The organism is Streptomyces sp. NPDC060064 (assembly GCF_042736455.1).
Classification (GTDB): domain Bacteria; phylum Actinomycetota; class Actinomycetes; order Streptomycetales; family Streptomycetaceae; genus Streptomyces.
Genome location: NZ_JBHWWF010000022.1, coordinates 53,452 through 71,600, shown reverse-complemented (window position 1 = coordinate 71,600; position 18,149 = coordinate 53,452). Strand labels below are relative to the sequence as shown.

Below are 18,149 nucleotides of genomic sequence, written 5' to 3'. Positions count from 1 at the left end.
AGACGGGGGAGGTGAGACGGTCTGATCCAGGAGGTGCGGGTGCCCGGGTTCACGCATCTGCACACCGTTTCCGGGTTCTCCCTGCGCTATGGAGCCTCGCACCCGGAGCGGCTTGCCGAGCGCGCCGCCGAGCGGGGCATGGACGCCCTCGCTCTGACCGACCGCGACACCTTCGCGGGCGCGGTCCGCTTCGCCAAGGCCTGCGACAAGGCCGGAGTGCGGCCGCTGTTCGGTGTGGACCTCGCGGTGGGCGAGCGGGCGCGCAAGGAGGAGCCCACCGAGCGGCGGCGCACCCCGGTGCGCGGCGGGGCGTTCGTGGACGAGTCCGCGCCCCGTACCGTCTTTCTCGCCCGGTCCCGCCAGGGCTGGGCCGAGCTGTGCCGCATGGTGACCGTCGCCCACGCGGCGGACGACGGCGGCCCGCTGCTGCCCTGGAGCGAGAACCACGGCGACGGGCTGGCCGTGCTGCTCGGCCCGGCATCCGAGATCGGCCGGGCACTGGCCGCAGGACGTCCCGACCGCGCGGCCAAGCTGCTCGTGCCCTGGCAGGAGCGCTACGGCGACCGGCTGCGCCTCGAGGTCGTGCACCACGGCCTCAAGGGCACCGGCCCCGGCTCGCTGCGACATGCCGCCCGCACCCTCGGCTTCGCCGCCGAACAGGGCGTACGGGCCGTGCTGACCAATGCCGTCCGGTACGCCGACCAGGGGCAGGGCCCGGTCGCCGACGTCCTCGACGCGGCCCGCCGCCTCGTCCCGATCGACCCGCGCAAGGGCCTCGACAGCGGGGAGCGCTGGCTCAAGGACCCGGCCGGGATGGCCAGTACCGCCGAGCGGGTCGCCGAAGCCGCCGGCTTCCGGAGCGACACCGCCCACCGGCTGCTCGCCATGACGGAGGAGACGGCGGCCGAGTGTCTGGTCGACCCCGAGGACGATCTGGGGATCGGTGCCGTCCACTTCCCGGAGCCGCATCTGGTCGGCGCGGGTCTGCGCACCCCGCAGCGGGTACTGGCCTCCCGCGCCGCCGCCGGAATGGTGCTGCGCGGCTATGACGGCCGCCGTGAGTACTGGGAGCGGATGCACCACGAGCTGGACATCATCGCGCACTGGGGCTATGCCTCGTACTTCCTGACGGTCGCTCAAGTCGTCGACGACGTACGAGAGATGGGCATCCGGGTCGCCGCGCGCGGCTCCGGGGCCGGCTCGCTCGTCAACCACCTCCTCGGCATCGCGCACGCCGACCCCGTGGAGCACGGGCTGCTGATGGAGCGCTTCCTCTCCAAGCGGCGCGCCGTGCTGCCCGATATCGACATCGACGTCGAGTCCGCCCGTCGGCTCGAGGTCTACCGCGCGATCATCGGCCGCTTCGGCGAGGAGCGGGTCGCGACCGTCGCCATGCCCGAGACCTACCGGGTGCGCCATGCGGTACGGGACGTGGGCGCCGCGCTCTCCATGGACCCGGCCGAGATCGACAGGATCGCCAAGTCCTTCCCGCACATCCGCGCCCGCGACGCCCGCGCCGCCATGGAGGAACTGCCCGAACTGCGCGAGGTGGCAAGGGAGTACCGACAGGAAGGGGCACGGCACGGCCGGCTGTGGGAGCTGGTCGAGGCGCTGGACGCGCTGCCGCGCGGGATCGCCATGCACCCGTGCGGGGTGCTGCTCTCGGACGCCACGCTCCTCGCCCGTACGCCGGTGGTGCCCACCAGCGGCGAGGGCTTCCCCATGTCGCAGTTCGACAAGGAGGACGTCGAGGACCTCGGGTTGCTCAAGCTCGACGTCCTGGGGGTGCGGATGCAGTCGGCGATGGCGCACGCGGTCGCCGAGCTGCGGCGGGCGACGGGGGAGGAGCTCGACCTCGACGACCCGGAGCAGGTGCCGCCGGGCGACCCGACGACGTACCAACTCATCAAGTCCACCGAGACGTTGGGCTGCTTCCAGATCGAATCGCCGGGCCAGCGCGATCTGGTCGGCCGGCTGCAGCCCTCGACCTTCGACGACCTGGTCGTCGACATCTCGCTCTTCAGGCCGGGGCCGGTCGCGGCCGACATGGTGCGGCCGTTCATCGAGGCCCGGCACGGCCGGGCGCCCGTCCGCTATCCGCATCCGGATCTGGAAGGGCCGCTGAAGGAGACGTACGGAGTGGTCGTCTTCCATGAGCAGATCATCGAGATGGTGCACATCATGACCGGCTGCGGTCTGGACGAGGCCGACCGGGTGCGGCGCGGGCTCTCCCATTCCGAGTCGCAGGGGAAGATCAAGGTCTGGTTCGCGCAGCACGCGGAGGTGAGGGGGTACGGGCCAGAAGTGATCGCCCGGGCCTGGGAGATCATCGAGGCTTTCGGCTCGTACGGCTTCTGCAAGGCGCACGCGGTGGCCTTCGCCGTGCCGACGTACCAGTCGGCGTGGCTCAAGGCGCACCACCCGGCGGCCTTCTACGCCGGGCTGCTCACGCACGACCCCGGGATGTATCCGAAGCGGCTGCTGCTGGCGGACGCGCGGCGGCGCGGAGTACCGGTGCTGCCGCTGGATGTGAACCGGTCCGCGGTCGCTCACCGAATCGAACTGGTGTCTGATGAGGGGGCTGGGCAGGGGGTGTGGGGGCTGCGGCTCGCGCTCTCGGACGTCCATGGCATCAGCGAGGCGGAGACGGCGCGGATCGAGGCCGGGCAGCCCTACTCCTCGCTGCTGGACTTCTGGCAGCGGGCCCGTCCCGGGCGGCCGGTCGCCGAACGGCTGGCGCAGGTCGGCGCGTTGGATGCCTTCGGCGCGAACCGGCGCGATCTGCTGCTGCATCTTGCCGAACTCCATCGGAGCCATCGGGGCCATCGGGGCCACCGGGGTTCCGGGGCGGGTTCGGGAGCGTACGGAAGTCAACTCCCGCTGGGCGACGGGCAGAAGACGGCCCCGGTCGGCCTCCCGGACCTCGGCGACGCGGAACGCCTCAGCGCCGAGCTCGGCGTCCTCGGCATGGATGCCTCCCGCCATCTGATGGGCGATCACCACACCTTCCTGAAGGAGCTGGGAGTGCTTTCCGCGCAGCGGCTGCGCTCTGCACAGCACGGGCAGACGGTGCTGGTCGCGGGCGCGAAGGCGGCCACCCAGACACCGCCGATCCGGTCCGGCAAGCGGGTCATCTTCACCACGCTCGACGACGGTACGGGCCTGGTCGACCTGGCCTTCTTCGACGACAGCCACGCCGCGTGCGCGCACACCGTCTTCCACTCCTGGCTGCTGCTGGTGCGCGGGGTGGTGCAGCGGCGCGGACCGCGCAGCCTCAGCGTGGTCGGCGCGGCGGCCTGGAACCTGGCGGAGCTGGTGGAGCTGCGGCGTACGGGCGGGCTCGACGCGGTCGCGGCGCGGCTGGCCGCACCCGTACCGGTGGAAGGGGAGGGGCCGGGCGACAACGGCCGCCGGATTCAGCTGCCGACGGGCTATGAGCTGAACCCCTGGGCCGACCTTCAGCCGCCGGGTGAGCAACAGGCCGCCACCGGGCGGAAGTTGTGGCACCAGAGCCCTGGGAGCGCGGGATGATCCTCTATGTACGCTTCCGGCGGCCGCCGCTGCGTGAGGCGGGGCACGACGCGGGGCGCAAGGCGGGGCACGGCGCGGGGCGTGAGGCGGGGCGCGAAGCGGGGCGTGAGGCGGGCGGCGGGGTCGAGGCGGCGCTGCCCGCGCTGCTCGGTCTGGCCGAGGACATCAGCCCCGTCGTACAGGCGCTCCCGCCGGACGCCGCGCTCATCGATGTACGGGGCGCCGAACGGTACTTCGGACGGGACGCGGCCCAGCTCGCCTCGCTGCTGCGGGTGCGTGCGCTCGCACACTGCGGGATGGACTGCGTGATCGGGGCGGGACTGAACCCGATGCTGGCCAGGATGGCGGCACGGGAGGCCACGCCGGGGACGACCCTGGTGGTGGCGGACGACGAGGCGGCGGGGTTCCTGGCCGACAAACCGGTCGCCGCGCTGGACGGGGTCGGGGCGGCGACGGCCCGCACCCTGTGCGCGTACGGCCTCGACTCCATCGGCAGAGTCGCCGGCGCGCCGCTCGCCGTACTCCAGCGGATCGTCGGCGCTCGCGCCGGGCGCGAGCTGTGGGAGCGGGCGCACGGCATCGACCGTACGAAGGTCGTCCCGAACGCTGCCGCGCGTTCGATCGCCGCCGAACGATCCTTTGCGCGCGATGAGTTGGATCCGGTGCAGCACCGCAGGGCGCTGCTCTCGATCGCCGAGGAGCTGGGGCTGAGGATGCGCGGCGAGGGCCAGGTGTGCCGCTCGCTGAGCCTCACCGTGCGGTACGCCGACCGGTCGACGACCACGCGTGCGCGCGCCCTGCGCGAGCCGACCGCCCACTCCATGGCGCTCACCGGTGTCGCGTACCGGATCCATGAGTCGCTCGGCCTGCAGCGGGCCAGGGTGCGGAGCCTGTCGCTGCGGGCGGAGGATCTGACGCCTGTCGAACGGGCCGCGCGGCAGCTGACGTTCGACCCCGCGGACGAACGGGCGCGGCGGATCGAGGCGGTGGCGGACCGGGCGCGGGCCAGGTTCGGGCCGCAGGCGGTCCTGCCGGGCTCGCTCGCCGCGTAGCACCCGCTATTGACACGCATTCAGTTTTTACCGGCGCGTAACTTCCAATCTTTCGTTACTCGTGCGTAAGTTAGCGAGAGCACCAAAAACCAGCCATCGCTACTCCCTTGAGCCGCAAGGAGACTGCTCGATGCTGCCCTGGAAACGTGCCCTCAGACCGCTGGCCGCCCTGTTCCTGGCCGCGGCTGTCGCCCTCACCCCCGCCGCCGCCGCGAACGCCGATTCGGCCAATGTCGCCTCTGCCAACGCGGAATCCGCACCCCACAGCGGATGGAACAACTACTCTTGCCGGCCCTCCACCGCCCATCCCCGCCCCGTCGTCCTCGTCCACGGAACCTTCGGGAACGCCGTGGACAACTGGCTCGCTCTCGCTCCGTACCTGGTGAACCGCGGCTACTGCGTCTTCAGCCTCGACTACGGACAGCTCCCCGGCGTGCCCTTCTTCAACGGCCTCGGCCCGATCGACAAGTCGGCCGAGCAGCTCGACACGTACGTCGACAAGGTGCTCGCCGCGACCGGCGCGTCCAAAGCGGACCTCGTCGGCCACTCCCAGGGCGGCCTGATGCCGCGCTACTACCTCAAGTTCCTGGGCGGGGCCGACAAGGTGAACGCGCTGGTCGGCCTCGGGCCCGACAATCACGGCACCACGCTGAGCGGCCTTGCCAACCTGCTGCCGTACTTCCCGGGCGCCGAGGATCTGCTCAAGGCCGCCACCCCGGGGCTGGCCGACCAGACGGTCGGCTCCGCCTTCCTGACGAAACTCAACGCGGGCGGCGACACCGTGCCCGGCGTGCACTACACCGTCATCGCCACGCGCTACGACGAGGTCGTCACCCCGTATCGCTCGGCGTTCCTGGTCGGACCGGACGTGCGCAACGTCTTTCTCCAGGACCTGTGCGCGGTCGACCTGTCGGAGCATCTGGCGATCGGGCTGTTCGACCGGATTGCATACCATGAGGTCGCGAACGCGCTTGACCCGGCGCACGCGACGCGGACGAACTGCGCGTCGGTCTTCTCCTGAGATTCCCGGGAGATTCCCGAGAAACGAGCGACTGCGGTCCGTTTCCCCTCGGGGGAGCGGACCGCAGTCGTTTCTCCCGTGCTGACGATCAGCGGCCGTGGCGCCCGCCGGCGGCCGTGGCCTTACGGCGGACGGTGCCGAACATCGCGGCGGCACCGATGGCGAGGGCGGCGGCGCCGACGACGGCGATGTACGGGGTGTTGCTGTCGCCGCCGGTTTCGGCGAGGTTCTCGCTGCGGGCGTCCGGCGCGACGGCGGGCTCGGCGGCGCCATTGGCATCGGGAGCGTTGCCGGCCGACTGCTCGTCCGACTGCTCGTCCGACTGCTCGGCCGGGGTGGCCGGAGCCGCCGAGTGCTCCGAATGCTCGTCGCCGCCATGGCCGTTGTGGTCGACCGTGGACTTGTCCGTGCCCTCCGCGATCTCCTTGTCGGAGGGGGCGGAGGCGACCGGGGCCGCACTGCCGCCCGCGCTGCCGTTGTCCTTGCCGAACACGACGTCGGAGCAGGTGTAGAAGGCCTCGGGGGAGTCCGAGCGCTGCCAGATGGAGTAGATCAGGTGACGGCCGGACTTGTTCGGGACGATGCCGTCGAAGACGTACTCACCGTTCATCAGCTTGGGGTTGGTGACCTTCGCGAACGGCTTCTCCTCCAGGTCCCACCACTTGAGGGCCTTCGACGGGTCGTAACCGTCCTTGGTGAGATACAGCTCGAAGGAACCCTTGTGCGGGGCGGTCGCCTTGTAGTGGAAGGTGTGATTGCCGGAGGCGAGCTTGGACGACGGCCAGTCGACGCGGGGCAGATCGAGGCCCTTGTACTTGTCGCGACCCGCGCTGCACAGCTTGCCGTCCGGGATCAACTGCTTGTGGTTGCCAGCGGCGTTGGCGATGTTGACTTCGTTCCAGTCGTAGAAGGCCTGCGTCCCACTGGCCGCGACCGCCGCCTTACAGGCTGCCGAGTCCGGGCTCTCCGGCCCCTCGGCAAAACAGGCGGACACCCGGCTGACCGGGTCCGTCATCGACCCGTGCGCAACGGCCGGAGCGGCAGCCAGCCCGGCCAACGCGAACGGTGCGAACCCAAGGGCGGCGACCGAGGCGGCCTTACGGCGAGCGGTCATGGTGACGTTCTCCTTCAAGCGGCATATGGGGGGACCCGAGGCAGGCTCGAACGGGCGGTGCGGCCCCCCGTAGGACCTACTGCGCCGACTGTTCGAACCGGCCCCGGCGATCAGCAAGCTAGCCGCTCGGAACGTCGAAATCGCCTGCTGGGAGGGGGTGATGGCGATCCTTATGGTGGTTTTAAGGAGGCGGTAAGGAGGGGCTCAGGAAACGGCAGCGTTGAGGATGCCGGCCCCCTGGTGGAGGTGGGGTCATCGTCCGTAGTCGTCCAGGGGGACCTCCGTCGCGCTGATCCGCTGCTCCTCGCTGCCAAGGAAGTTGTAGACGTAGTGCAGCCGGTTGTCCTTGACGTCGTCGGGTGATGCCTGTGCGCGGGCGTCCAGTGCGGTGACGGCAGGGATGCCGCGGCGTCGGTAAGGGGAGAGCAGGTGTCGCATGTCGACGACGGCTTGGCGGGCTCGGCCCGGAGTAGATCCCGTCCTCCATCGCATCCAGGACGCTGCCCCAGGTCGCGCATGCCTCCTCGACGCTCGCCGCCGGCGATCTGCGTCGTGCCGAGGTATCCGAGGGTTACCGCATGGGTACGGCGGAAGGCTGCGCCGCGGGTGCGGACGGAGTGGCGGAACTCCCGAATGGCCCGAGGCCGGTCGCCCAGGTCCCGCAGTGTGCAGGCCGTCTCGTGCGCAAGTGCAGCCTCGCCGAAGAAAAAGGTTCGGTTCGGCTCCTGTATCCCGTCGCTCGCCGCGGCCAGGTCGTCTTCGGCGCGCAACAGTGCCTTCGCCGCTGACTGCTTCTTCCCGTTCGCTGCCAGACCGCGCGCGTGGATCAGACCGAGCAGGGCCCGCTCCCTCGGGGTGGCGGCTGCGTACCGCTCGCCGTGCACGGAAGCCTCCGCGACCTGGAGACCTTCGCGAGCGCAGCCGAGATCGATGGCCTGGTGGGCCATGGCCCGCAGGATGTGCCCGGACAGGGGGGCGTCGTCGGCTCGCGCGGCGAGCTTCACGGCCAGGACGAAGTACTTCTGGGCTACGGCGTGCTCACCGTTGTCGAATGCCATCCACCCGGACAGGTACGAAAGCTCGGCGGCGGCTGAGAACATCTCGCGCCTGACCCGTTCGTCGGGAAAGCGGCCGTGCAGGAAGTCCCGGACGTCGGAGTGCAGGTACTGCACCAGGGCCTTGCGTCCGTGGCCACCGCCGCGGCAACCTTTGCGCTTTTGGGCGGGGTTGCGCGTCCTGCTTTGAACGTGACGTCTGATATCCGCCAGCGCGATCAATGCCGAGTCGAGAGTCTGGGTGCATGACTACGACATCGACAATCGCCTTCCGCGTCCGTGCGCTGCCCGCTGAGGTGCTGGACAGGGTGCGCGCCAGTGGAGTCGACGCCTTCGGGAATCGTGTGGAGCGCATCACCGCCGAGGGCGGCGAACCCCTCCGCTGCTGTCTGCGCAACGCCGAGTCCGGCGAAGACCTGCTGCTCTTCGGTTACCAGCCGCCGCTCCCGGCCACCCCCTACCGTGAGGTCGGCGCCGTGCTCGCACACGCTGCCCCCTGCGCGGGACCCGCCGACGTCAACAGCTGTCCGCCGGACTGGCGCGGACGTCCGCAGGTGCTGCGGGCATACGATGCTCGCGGCTGGATCCACGACGCGACCAGAGTGCACGACGGCCAGGATCCAGAGGGAGCCATCGCTGAGCTGCTCGCGGAGCCTGACGTGGTGCAGGTCCACAGCCGCAACGTCGCCTGGGGCTGCTACATGTTCACGATCACCCGCGCCGGATAGGGCGGGGTCGCACCGGCCGGCGTCCGCAACAGTCGCGCCGATGGGCCGCGGTCCCGCTGCGGCCGATGCGATCGTCCACACTCTGCACATGGCCGAGCGAGTGCGGGTGCGTGAGATCAACGACGATGAGGGCAGGCGGCTGCTGCGGATCATCCGCAGAGGCACCGGGTCGGTGGTGACTTGGCGGCGGGCCCAGAGGGTGCCGCTGTCCGCGCAGGGCATGACCATGGCGAAGATCGCGGAGGTTACCTTCACCAGCGCGGACCGGGTCCGGGACGTGGTCCACAATTGACTCCCTCTACCCCAAGTACAGGGGCGGACGGCCGAAGACCTTCATGCTGCCCGAGCGCCGCGAGATCAAGAAGATCGCCAAGTCCCGGCCGGCCGAGCACGGCCTGCCGTTCTCGGCCTGGAGCCTGACCAAGCCGGCGGACTTCCTGGTCGCCGAGGCGGTGGTCGACGACATCAGCCACGAGGGCCTGCGCGTCCTGCTCCGCGAGGAAGGCGTCTCCTTTCAACTTAAAGACCTGGAAGACCTCACGCGATCCCGACTACGCCACGAAGAAGGCCAGGGTTGAGCACCTCTACGCGATCGCCGCCCGTGAGGTCATACCCGACGAGGGCGAGCCCGAAGTCGTTTTCTGTCTGGACGAGTTCGGGCCGCTCAACTTCCAGCCCCATCCCGGCCAGCAATGGGCCGAACGCGGCGGCACGCACAAGGTCCCCGATCGCGAGCCCCGCCCGCGGCGGCGGGCGACCTACACCCGCCCGCACGGAGTCCGGCCCATGAGGTTGCAATGGTGGCGAGCGACAAAGTGGCTGACATGGTCCGCGGGACAGCCAACCGTGTCCGCGCACTTTGCATGATCCTCCGTCCCAACAACCACGAGCGCTGGTCCGAGCACGTAGCACCGCTGCGTCGTGAACTCGATAAAGCGATCAGAGAGGAACTACGCTCGGAGCCGTGGGCGCTTGCGGCGCTGGAAGGCGGCTGGACGCGTAGCGAGCCACCAGCCCGGTGAAGATACGGTGAGACGGAAAAGATCGCTGGTCATCCAGGGTGCACGAGTCGGGGATGGTGGTCCGCGACATCAGCTGATCGGGCTGCCCTGCCTAGGGCTTGACCGGCTCGATGGACGACCAGAACGGGGACTCGTCGCGCGGGGTCAGGTCCGGCAGGCCGCTGGGACCGCCGGGCTTGCCGGGAGTTCCCTCGGGGAAGGTCAGTTCGGACTTCGCCGCGCACGGCGAAGTAACACGCAGCCAGACGTTGCCTATGGCGCCGACCCCGAGGGAAACAGTGAAGCCGTCCGAGGTCTTGGCATTGACCGTGGGCATGGCCCGGTCGGAGTTCACGCTGGTGATTGTGAAGCCCTGCGCTTCCCAGTGGCGCTGCACCACACCCAGCAGGCTGCCGCGTCGCTGCTCCGAGATCTTGGTGGAGATGTAGCGGTTGCGGTGGACCGAGGTACTGCCGGTCGGCAGGTTCAGTCCGGTGCTGCAGGCAACTTCGTTCGGCGTGTTGTAGTCCCACTTCACGGGTGGCTTGATCGCGTTCAGTGTGGCGTCAAGGATGTCCTCCGCCCGTTCCCCGGCGTGCTGCATGTCCATGCTTGATTCCTCTGCTGCAGGCGTCCGGTCCTTCGACGGTGAGTCCGGTCCGCACCCCGCCAGTGATACCGCCATCACGAGCGAGACGGTGAATCGGACGATGGTCGCTGATCGTTTCATCGCGGTTCCGTCACCTGGATGCTGTCCCCGTGTCCTGTGACGACGTTGGCGATGTTCTGCAAGGAAGTGGGTCCTTTCTCTGGATCGAAGTAGTGGGAGTGTGCAGGGGTTTTGCCGGTGAGGAGACCGGCGAATCCCGTGTCCTCGCCCGGTTCCACCGCGAAGTGATGGCCGCCGAAGTTACGGCTGGACGGGTCCGTGCCGAACGCAAGCTTCCGATCACCGAACTCGCTGCCGGGGGCCATGTACTCCAGTGGGTTCCGGGGCGGCATTTTCGTCACCTGGTCATGTTCGGCGGCGCCGATGTAGACGTGGTCCGCCCCCACGCCCAGTTCGCTCGCTCTGTCGACGCCGACGCCCGGGCTGCCGACGAGGATGACGTCGTCGGCGGGCAGGCCACCGGGCTGCTGGCTGGCCTGGCCCACGGTCAGCGATCCGTAGGAGTGACCGAGTGCCGTGATATGGGGGTCCCCACCCTCGTGGGTGGCCTGGATGCCGCGGAGGAATTGGTTGTAGGCCGGGGCGCCGGCCTGGGCGTTGTCGTCGAACATGACGTCGGTCGCGTCCAGTCCGACACCGCGCAACTGTGGGGCGTCGTAGCCGAGCCACACGAGGGATGCGGTGGTGCTCGACGGGTCGGCGTCGCGCGACGCGATCGCCACGTCACGGGCCCGCTTCACGTCCGCGGACGCGAAGTGCTCCTCCAGCCGCGTGTTCAGCCCCGGTACATACGCCGAGACGTTCTTCGCGGTGTCCGGATTGCCGAACGACACGATCGCGCGGCCGTTGCCCTGGGAGCCGATGCCCAGCAGATACGGACGGGGCTCACCGCCCGCCGTGAGCTGCTGTTGGATGCCCTTCACGCCCTCGATCTTCGCCTTCAGGGCCTCTGCGCGGTCCCCCGACGCGCCCGCGTAGTCGGCCTCCAGGCTGTTCAGGAGCATCGGCAGATACGTCCGATTGGCCCGGTCCCGGTCATCGGCCGGGATGCCGTCCCGGTTGCCCAGCTCCTGCGGATAGTCGGCGATCAGCTCCGCCTGAAGGCTGGGGGACAGGTCCTCCCACCAGTCGCGCACGGCCTTCGGTGACGCCTTCTCGCCGGGCATGCCCAGCTCGGCCAGCAACTCCTGATGGAGGCCGTTCGCGGTGGCCGTCTCGATGATGTGCACGCTCCAGTCGCCCTTGGCGCACCGGTTGGCGGCATCCGTGAAGAGCTTGACCGCGGCCGCGTACTCCTTGTCAGCGGTCTCCGCCGCGCTCAGCGCGTCCCCGATCCGGTCCGCGTACCCCTGCGCCCGATCGGTCTGGCTGCGTCGCAGGGCGGCGACATCGTCCGCCGGCATGTTCCGCGTGCTGACTTCCGGGGCGGTCACGGACCCGTCCGCGCCCACGGTGTAACCGGCTTCCGCCGCCTCGGCCAGTACTTCCTTGAGGCGACCCTGGTACGTGAGGAACGCCTCGCCCGCGGCTCGCAGGACGGTGCCCACGGCGTCCAGTTCCTGTTTGGCTACCCCCAAGTACCGCTGCATCCGGGCGAGCCGGTCGGCGGCGGACTCGGCCGCGAGCCCGCCCCAGTTCTCCGCGCTGAGGCGGCGGTTCAGATACTTGCCGCAGTCCTCGATGTGCTTGCCGAACCGCTCCGCGAGTTTGTCCCAGGCGTCGCCCGCATCGGTCAATTCCTGGGGTTTCGCGTCTCTGAGTGTGGCGATCTGCATGCTCACCGCCTCCCGGCGGTGGGCGGCAGAATGCCGTTGAACTCCCGCTTGCGTTCCTCGTCCTTGCTGTCGAAGCCTTTCGCCGAAGTGATGACGGCATCCCCGGCGCCCTCCACCATCCCGCCGAGCGATTTCAGCGCTTTGGCCCATGCTTCGACGCACGTATCGAGCGCCGTGGCGGTCTGCCACCCGGACAGACCGGCCACCGCGGTATCGGTGGGCGTGTACAAGGTCTTGACCTCTCCGGGGATGTCCTCGGCCACCTTGCGGGCGGCGCTCCCGGCTTTCTGTACTTCGCCCGACTTGATCCAGAACCCGCCGGTCCCACCAATCGGCATCGACATGTGTCCCGCCCCCCGTATCTCCGCAGTCGCTGTCACGCATGCGTAGCGCAGCAGTTTACCGAGGTGGCGATTCGCGGACGCACCGCGGGTGCCCGGGAGGCGGGTTACGCCTGCCCGAGGGCGCGGCGAGGTCAGACGGCCGGGAAGTTCCCGGAACTCGTTTCCCTTCACACCGAGTTCACCGCCCTCGGCGGGGCCACTCCGTCTACTCCCGCAACTCCTGGGCCGTGTCCGATGGGTCGTGTGACGCATTTGATGGTGGATCGTTCCGGTCACTGTGGGGCGGGGTGATTTTTCGGATGACGAGTGGGCTCGGTTGGAACCGCATCTGCCGAAGAGCCGCGGGCGGGGCGGACGTTGGCAGTGTCGCCGGCGGGTGATCCACGCCCCGGCGCCCGCGTCGCGCAGGCGGCCGGGGTCGGGCTCGGGCGCCCTTTCGCCCGGAACCCGGAGGCCCGGTGGCGAAGTTGACGACGGTCGGGGCGGCCCGTGCCGCGTCACCCGCGCGGGCTGGATGCCTCCAGGGTCGCTTTGCTCTCGGGAGTGGGTGCCTCCGGCCTCGCTCCGCTCTCGGGAGCCGGTGCCTTCCGGTTCGGCGTGATTGCCTGAAGGGCCCATTCCAGCGGCCCGCGCCTGAGCGAAGTGGCGCGGAAGGCATACGCCCAGATGACACACCCCACCAGCGAGACGCCGCAGAACGCGCCCAGGGCCGGCCAACCGTGCTGCGGTTGCAGCTCGGCCCGCGCGAGGACGTGAGCGGTGTACACCGACAGGCCCATCGTTCCGACGACGGCCAGCGGGCGCAGGAGCAGTTCGAGCACGTGAAGGCGGCAGGCGGCCACGGCGAGGCCGATGAGTACCCAGCTGAACCCGATGTTGGCGACAGTCTCGAAGGGCGTCTGGCTGTAGGGATCGTCGACCAACAGCCAGGCCCAGGAGGTGCTGGGTATCGCGCCCGCCTGTTTGGCGAGCACGGCCTGCACCGGATCGGGGCCGTTCACAGCGAATGCGTGGCTGTGGGCGATGGCCCGCAGCAGCACCTCGCGCCCGCCGCCGGGCCCCAGAGCCAGCGCGGACAGCCCGTGCCCGGCGAGCGTGGTCAGCGCTCCCCAACCGATGAGGCGGCCGGCGATGCCGGGCCGGCTCAGGTTTGCGACCCGGCCCAGTGCCATGCCGACGACGACGTAAGGGAAGTAGGTCAGCCAGGGGTACGCGCCGGACAGCAGCAGCGTATCCAGCGCGTCGCCGAATCCGGACCAGCTGGTGACGGCCTCGAAGCCGGGGTAGCGGCCGCGACCGATGATGCGGTAACCGAAGTACGGCCCCAGGGCGTACGACAGGACGGGACCGAGGACCACGGAGACTGCGGCGACCGCGATCAGTGCGCGGGTGCGCAGGCGGGCGAGCGGCTCGGCGGCCAGGAAATACAGCGCGAAAAACGTGAGTATCACCGCTATCCCCGACCTCAGCTCCGTCAGCGCCAACCCGAGCGCCGCGAGCACGGCACACCGAATGAGGGTGCCGCGCAGCGCCCCGGTCGGCTGCGTGCGGGGCTTTGTGCCGCCGCGGGAGAGAGTGAGGGAGAGACCCGCGATCAGGGTGAAGATGGCGGGCGCGCGCCCGTCGAACGCGACCAGGAGGTAACCCGCGCCCTCGGGCTTCACCGGGGGGCCGATGTGCGCGGCGAACATGGCGAACACGGCGACGGCGCGGGCAGAGTCCACGCTGAGCAGCCGCTTGTTGGCCGACGGTGCTGTACGTTCCTGCATTCTTGCTGCCCGCTCCCGCGTCTGTTCGTATCAACGGGCAGCGTTCAGGGACCGTCTGCGACCGATGCCGACAGAATGTCTGTGCGCCCATGCGGTCTTTAGGAGGACGAGTCGGCCGTCCAGGTTGCCTGGTCCTACAATCGGAAATCTTGGTGTTGGTGGGTGATGCGCGATCGGGCCGAGTCGCGGAGGTTGGCCTGCCCCCGACATCAGCCACCCGCCACTCCCGTTTCAGAAGGTGCTCATGTGCGCTGGCAAGATGCATGCCGACGAGGCGGACATCGACGAATCTCTTGTGCGCCGACTACTCGCCGCGCAGTTTCCGCAGTGGGCTGACCTTCCCGTCGAGTTGGTCGACTCCGCCGGGACGTGCAACGCCATGTACCGGCTCGGCGAGGACATGGCCGTACGACTCCCACGCGTCGAGTGGGCCGTCGCTGACGTGGAGAGGGAGTACGAGTGGCTGCCGCGGCTTGCCCCGCCGCTTCCGGTTGCCATTCCCGTCCCGCTCGAGAAGGGAATGCCCGCCGAGGGCTACCCCTGGCCCTGGTCCGTCTACCGCTGGCTCGACGGCGAGACCCCGGCCGTCGGCCGCATCGCCGAACCCGGCCTGCTCGCAAAGGATCTGGCGGAGTTCGTCGCCGCGTTGCACCGGATCGAACCCGTGGACGGGCCTCCTGCGGACCGCGGCGTACCCCTGGCGACGCGAGACGCTCCGACGCGCGCCGCGATCCGGGAACTGCACGGAATCATCGACACCGACGCGGCGACCGCCGCGTGGGATCTGGCCCTGCAGGCCCCCGAGTGGCCTGGCCCTGCCGTATGGGTCCACGGAGATCTGCAACCCGGGAATCTGCTGACCGTCCGTGGACAGCTCAGCGCCGTCATCGACTTCGGATGCCTGGGCGTGGGTGATCCGGCCGTCGACCTGATCGTGGCGTGGAGCCTGCTGACCGCCGACACGAGGGACGTCTTCCGGACCGGCCTGCGGGTCGATGACGCGACCTGGGCGCGAGGTCGCGGCTGGGCGCTGTCGATCGCGCTCATCGAGCTTCCGTACTACCGGGACTCGAATCCCGTGATGGCGGCCACCGCGCGACACGTGATCCACGAAGTGCTCGCCGATCACGAGCACGCCCCATGAGGCGGACCGCGATCGGACCGCGATCGGATCGGAGCGGGACCAGCGGGCGGCGGCGCTCCAGGCGCTCCGGGCGCGTGGTGCGGCTCAGGCGGCCATGCTCGTCCGCGCCGCAGTCATGAACGCGGTCTTGCTCGCCTCGAGGTGCTCGTTCACCTCGGTGCCGTCGATCTCTCGCCACACCGCCTGGTTGAGCGCCCGGCCGTAGACGTGAACGGGTGCCTGCAGGGTCTCGTCGCAGAGCAGCACCACCGTCCGCTCCGCGGTCCACAGTGAGGTCATGACGGCCTGCGTGTGTGTCATCCAGCCTTCCTCGTCGTCACCCCACGGCTCGGGACGGCGATAGGCGGCCCGTTCGGCGTCCTGGGCGCACGCGATGAACTCCTTGATCGCCTGCAGCTGCTCCGCCCGGCGAACCTCCGCGGTGGCGGCGGACTGCCTCCGTTCCTCCGTTCGCTCGGCGGACCGTTGGGTGGCGCGCTGGGCGAAGGCCGTCAGCCCACCGCCGAGTACAACACCCGTGAGCGACAAGACCGATGCCCACACTTCCCCAGCCACAGCAATGCCCCCTCGAAGACTCTTCTGCCCATGAAACACCAGGCAGGTCAGCCGATCCGCCGGTACCGCCGCTCCGGACGCCCCGTCCCCCCGTACCGCAGCGTCACCTCCACCCGACCCGTCTCCACGAAGTACTCCAGATACCGCCGCGCGCTGACCCGCGACAGTGAGCCCGCCTCCGCGCACTCCGTGGCCGAAAGACCGCCCGGGTGCTCCCGCAGGATCCGTTCCACCAGTTCCGCGGTGTGCGGCGCGAGGCCCTTGGGGAGTTCGCGGGAGCCCGGCGGACGCGTGCCGAAGATCTGGTCGACGTCCTCCTGGCGCGCCTCGCCCAGGCGGTCGAGGCGGGAGCGCAGCGAGGCCACGTGGCGCAGCTGTTCCTGCAGTGCCGCCTGGTTGAAGGGCTTGATGAGGTAGTGGAGGGCGCCCGCGCGCAGTGCCGCCCGCACAAGTCCCGCATCCCGCGCGGCCGTGATGAACAGGGCGTCCACGGAAGCGCGTCCGTCGCGCTCCTCGGCCGCGCGCAGCTCCCGCAGCACCCTGATCCCGTCCATATCGGGCAGATAGATGTCGAGCAGTACGAGATCGGGCCGAAGCCTCTCGGCCGCGCGCAGCGCTTCGGCGCCGCAGTGCGCCACCCCGACGACCGTGAAGCCCTCCGTCGCCGACACATAGCGGCTGTGCAGCTTGGCGACCATGAAGTCGTCGTCCACCACCAGCACCTTCGTCACGCCGACACGCTAAGCCGCGACCACAAGGACCACAACGTCCGTTGATTCCGGAAGAGAGACAGCTTCTTAACGCGCAGGCAACATGTGGGCCACGTCACACCTCTCCCCATCTCCCGGAAAGGCGGCACACGTGCGATTGCGCACTCCCCTCGCCCTGCTCGGGGCGGCGTTGCTGGTGCTCGTGGGGCCGCCGCTGCTCACCGCAGGCAGCGGCTCCGACACCGGTACGCAGATCCCCGGCCTGCGCTTCATGGTCCCCAACACGCCCGGCGGCGGCTACGACATCACTGCGCGTACGGCCGCCAAGAACGCCGAGGACGCCGAACTCACCCACAACATCGAGGTGTTCAACCTGCCGGGCGCCGGCGGCACCGTCGGTCTGACCCGGCTCGTCGGCGAGCACGGCAACGGCAAGCTCGCCATGTCCATGGGCCTCGGTGTCGTCGGCGCCGTACACACCAACAAGTCGCCGAAGACCCTCGCCGACACCACCCCTATCGCCCGGCTCACCGAGGAGCAGGACATCGTGGTGGTGAGCAAGGACTCGCCGTACAAGACCATTCAGGATCTCCTCGCGGCCTGGAAGAAGAACCCCGGAAAGCTGCCGGTCGGCGGCGGATCCTCGCCCGGCGGCCCGGACCATCTCGCGCCGATGCTGATGGCGCAGGCCGCCGGGATAGCCCCGAAGACCGTCAACTACATCCCCTTCGACGGCGGCGGGGAGCTCCTCGCATCCATCCTGGGCAACAAGGTCGCCTTCGGCGTCTCGGGCGTCGGCGAGTACCTCGACCAGATCAAGGCGGGCGAGCTGCGGCTGCTGGCCGTCACCGGACCCGAGCGCGTCCCGGGCCTTGACGCCCCCACCCTGCGCGAGGCCGGACTCGACACCGACTTCACCAACTGGCGCGGCATCGTCGCCCCGCCCGGCCTCTCCGGCGCCGAGCGCGACAAGCTCGTCGGCCTCGTCGAGAAGCTGCACGATTCCCGGCAGTGGAAGGAGTCGATGAAGAAGAACGGCTGGGACGACGCCTTTCTGGCCGGTGACAAGTTCGGTGACTTCCTGGATGAACAGGACAAGAGCGTGGACTCGGTGCTGAAGGAGCTCGGGCTGTGACGACAGATACCGGAACAGAGACCGAAGCGCCGGCCGTGCGCCGCTCCTGGCCGGACTGGCTGCGCGAATACTCCGAACTCGGCGTCAGCGCCCTGCTGTTCGTCATCGGCGTGCTCGTCCTCACCGACGCGCTGACGATGGATGTCGACATGACGCAGCGCGGGCCCGTCGGTCCCAGGACCGTCCCCGTCGTCGTCGGCATCGGCCTGCTGATCGTCGCCGCACTGCTCGCCGTCGACGTACTGCGCGGCGGCCGCGGCGAGGCCGAGGGCGGCGAGGACATCGACCTGAGTGAACCGAGCGACTGGCGTACGGTGCTGCTCCTCGCGGGCGTCTTCCTCGCCTTCGCCGTACTCGTCGGTCCGGTCGGCTTCCCCATCGCCGGAGCCCTGCTCTTCTGGGGCGCCGCCTTTGCCCTCGGCAGCCGCCACGTCGACCGCGATCCGCTGATCGCCGCGGCCCTCTCCTTGGTCACCTACCTCGTCTTCAACAACCTGCTCGGTGTTCCGCTGCCGGGTGGCCCGCTGATGGGAGTGCTTTAGCCG

Annotated in this window: 16 protein-coding genes and 2 pseudogenes; 10 read left to right on the top strand and 8 right to left on the bottom strand. The window is 69.6% G+C overall.

From position 1 onward, the window contains the following. Positions 1-39 precede the first annotated feature (39 nt). The 3 genes from ACFWDI_RS25130 (at position 40) to ACFWDI_RS25120 (ending at position 5,604) form a co-directional block, all read left to right on the top strand. On the top strand, positions 40-3,531 hold the full coding sequence (locus tag ACFWDI_RS25130; protein WP_385307029.1) for a DNA polymerase III subunit alpha: 3,492 nt from the start codon (positions 40-42) through the stop codon (positions 3,529-3,531). Beyond that, complete coding sequence (locus ACFWDI_RS25125; protein WP_385307027.1) at positions 3,528-4,583, top strand: hypothetical protein; 1,056 nt, start codon at positions 3,528-3,530, stop codon at positions 4,581-4,583. The genes ACFWDI_RS25130 and ACFWDI_RS25125 overlap by 4 nt, the downstream gene beginning before the upstream one ends. A 130-nt stretch (positions 4,584-4,713) precedes the next feature. After that, positions 4,714-5,604, top strand: a complete 891-nt coding sequence (locus ACFWDI_RS25120) for a lipase family alpha/beta hydrolase (RefSeq protein ID WP_385307025.1) — start codon at positions 4,714-4,716, stop codon at positions 5,602-5,604. A gap of 88 nt (positions 5,605-5,692) precedes the next feature. On the opposite strand, the gene ACFWDI_RS25115 is transcribed toward ACFWDI_RS25120, so the two are convergent. Then, positions 5,693-6,718 carry a lytic polysaccharide monooxygenase gene (locus ACFWDI_RS25115; RefSeq protein WP_385307023.1) on the bottom strand — a complete coding sequence of 342 codons (1,026 nt, stop codon included), beginning with the start codon at positions 6,716-6,718 and terminating at the stop codon, positions 5,693-5,695. Between the two features lie 252 nt (positions 6,719-6,970). Then, a complete protein-coding gene (locus ACFWDI_RS25110) occupies positions 6,971-7,156 on the bottom strand; it encodes a hypothetical protein (RefSeq protein ID WP_385307022.1) in 186 nt (61 codons plus the stop codon). A gap of 383 nt (positions 7,157-7,539) precedes the next feature. Here ACFWDI_RS25110 and ACFWDI_RS25105 point away from each other — a divergent pair, with 383 nt between their 5' ends. From ACFWDI_RS25105 to ACFWDI_RS25095, 3 genes and pseudogenes are all read left to right on the top strand, one after another. Continuing rightward, a complete protein-coding gene (locus ACFWDI_RS25105; RefSeq protein ID WP_385307020.1) occupies positions 7,540-7,812 on the top strand; it encodes a hypothetical protein in 273 nt (90 codons plus the stop codon). Positions 7,813-8,018: 206 nt separating this feature from the next. Continuing rightward, positions 8,019-8,501, top strand: coding sequence for a DUF1203 domain-containing protein (locus tag ACFWDI_RS25100; RefSeq protein ID WP_385307018.1), 483 nt, complete (start codon positions 8,019-8,021; stop codon positions 8,499-8,501). Between the two features lie 88 nt (positions 8,502-8,589). Then, a pseudogene (locus tag ACFWDI_RS25095) lies at positions 8,590-9,376 on the top strand (IS630 family transposase); the annotation flags it as partial. Positions 9,377-9,614: 238 nt separating this feature from the next. Here ACFWDI_RS25095 and ACFWDI_RS25090 read toward each other — a convergent pair. From ACFWDI_RS25090 to ACFWDI_RS25080, 3 genes are all read right to left on the bottom strand, one after another. Beyond that, complete coding sequence (locus ACFWDI_RS25090; RefSeq protein WP_385307016.1) at positions 9,615-10,112, bottom strand: hypothetical protein; 498 nt, start codon at positions 10,110-10,112, stop codon at positions 9,615-9,617. A gap of 116 nt (positions 10,113-10,228) precedes the next feature. Beyond that, positions 10,229-11,947 carry an alpha/beta hydrolase gene (locus tag ACFWDI_RS25085; RefSeq protein WP_385307015.1) on the bottom strand — a complete coding sequence of 573 codons (1,719 nt, stop codon included), beginning with the start codon at positions 11,945-11,947 and terminating at the stop codon, positions 10,229-10,231. Between the two features lie 2 nt (positions 11,948-11,949). Next, entirely contained in the window at positions 11,950-12,291 is a 342-nt protein-coding gene (locus tag ACFWDI_RS25080) for a hypothetical protein (RefSeq protein WP_385307014.1), read from the bottom strand. A 277-nt stretch (positions 12,292-12,568) separates the two neighbouring features. Between ACFWDI_RS25080 and ACFWDI_RS25075 the strand changes: the two are divergent. Continuing rightward, a pseudogene (locus ACFWDI_RS25075) lies at positions 12,569-12,676 on the top strand (IS5/IS1182 family transposase); the annotation flags it as partial. A gap of 112 nt (positions 12,677-12,788) precedes the next feature. Here the strand turns inward: ACFWDI_RS25075 and ACFWDI_RS25070 are convergent. Further along, positions 12,789-14,060, bottom strand: a complete 1,272-nt coding sequence (locus ACFWDI_RS25070; RefSeq protein WP_385307012.1) for a hypothetical protein — start codon at positions 14,058-14,060, stop codon at positions 12,789-12,791. Between the two features lie 244 nt (positions 14,061-14,304). On the opposite strand from ACFWDI_RS25070, the gene ACFWDI_RS25065 reads away from it, so the two are divergent. Further along, positions 14,305-15,204, top strand: coding sequence for an aminoglycoside phosphotransferase family protein (locus ACFWDI_RS25065; RefSeq protein ID WP_385307010.1), 900 nt, complete (start codon positions 14,305-14,307; stop codon positions 15,202-15,204). Between the two features lie 84 nt (positions 15,205-15,288). On the opposite strand, the gene ACFWDI_RS25060 is transcribed toward ACFWDI_RS25065, so the two are convergent. Together ACFWDI_RS25060 and ACFWDI_RS25055 are read right to left on the bottom strand one after the other, a co-directional pair. After that, positions 15,289-15,759, bottom strand: coding sequence for a hypothetical protein (locus ACFWDI_RS25060; protein ID WP_385307008.1), 471 nt, complete (start codon positions 15,757-15,759; stop codon positions 15,289-15,291). A 47-nt stretch (positions 15,760-15,806) separates the two neighbouring features. Next, complete coding sequence (locus ACFWDI_RS25055; protein ID WP_385307006.1) at positions 15,807-16,490, bottom strand: response regulator; 684 nt, start codon at positions 16,488-16,490, stop codon at positions 15,807-15,809. Between the two features lie 130 nt (positions 16,491-16,620). On the opposite strand from ACFWDI_RS25055, the gene ACFWDI_RS25050 reads away from it, so the two are divergent. Together ACFWDI_RS25050 and ACFWDI_RS25045 are read left to right on the top strand one after the other, a co-directional pair. Continuing rightward, the gene (locus ACFWDI_RS25050; protein ID WP_385307004.1) at positions 16,621-17,604 is read left to right on the top strand and encodes a Bug family tripartite tricarboxylate transporter substrate binding protein; all 984 of its coding nucleotides are present in this window, start codon (positions 16,621-16,623) and stop codon (positions 17,602-17,604) included. After that, complete coding sequence (locus tag ACFWDI_RS25045) at positions 17,601-18,146, top strand: tripartite tricarboxylate transporter TctB family protein (RefSeq protein ID WP_385307002.1); 546 nt, start codon at positions 17,601-17,603, stop codon at positions 18,144-18,146. The genes ACFWDI_RS25050 and ACFWDI_RS25045 overlap by 4 nt, the downstream gene beginning before the upstream one ends. Positions 18,147-18,149: the final 3 nt, after the last annotated feature.

What these genes read in the sequence shown, in the direction of transcription:
- ACFWDI_RS25125 (WP_385307027.1), top strand. Translation starts at nt 3,528, where the DNA reads ATGATCCTCTATGTACGCTTCCGGCGGCCGCCGCTGCGTGAGGCGGGG.
- ACFWDI_RS25120 (WP_385307025.1), top strand. Translation starts at nt 4,714, where the DNA reads ATGCTGCCCTGGAAACGTGCCCTCAGACCGCTGGCCGCCCTGTTCCTG.
- ACFWDI_RS25115 (WP_385307023.1), bottom strand. Translation starts at nt 6,718, where the DNA reads ATGACCGCTCGCCGTAAGGCCGCCTCGGTCGCCGCCCTTGGGTTCGCA.
- ACFWDI_RS25110 (WP_385307022.1), bottom strand. Translation starts at nt 7,156, where the DNA reads ATGCGACACCTGCTCTCCCCTTACCGACGCCGCGGCATCCCTGCCGTC.
- ACFWDI_RS25100 (WP_385307018.1), top strand. Translation starts at nt 8,019, where the DNA reads ATGACTACGACATCGACAATCGCCTTCCGCGTCCGTGCGCTGCCCGCT.
- ACFWDI_RS25090 (WP_385307016.1), bottom strand. Translation starts at nt 10,112, where the DNA reads ATGGACATGCAGCACGCCGGGGAACGGGCGGAGGACATCCTTGACGCC.
- ACFWDI_RS25085 (WP_385307015.1), bottom strand. Translation starts at nt 11,947, where the DNA reads ATGCAGATCGCCACACTCAGAGACGCGAAACCCCAGGAATTGACCGAT.
- ACFWDI_RS25080 (WP_385307014.1), bottom strand. Translation starts at nt 12,291, where the DNA reads ATGTCGATGCCGATTGGTGGGACCGGCGGGTTCTGGATCAAGTCGGGC.
- ACFWDI_RS25070 (WP_385307012.1), bottom strand. Translation starts at nt 14,060, where the DNA reads ATGCAGGAACGTACAGCACCGTCGGCCAACAAGCGGCTGCTCAGCGTG.
- ACFWDI_RS25065 (WP_385307010.1), top strand. Translation starts at nt 14,305, where the DNA reads ATGTGCGCTGGCAAGATGCATGCCGACGAGGCGGACATCGACGAATCT.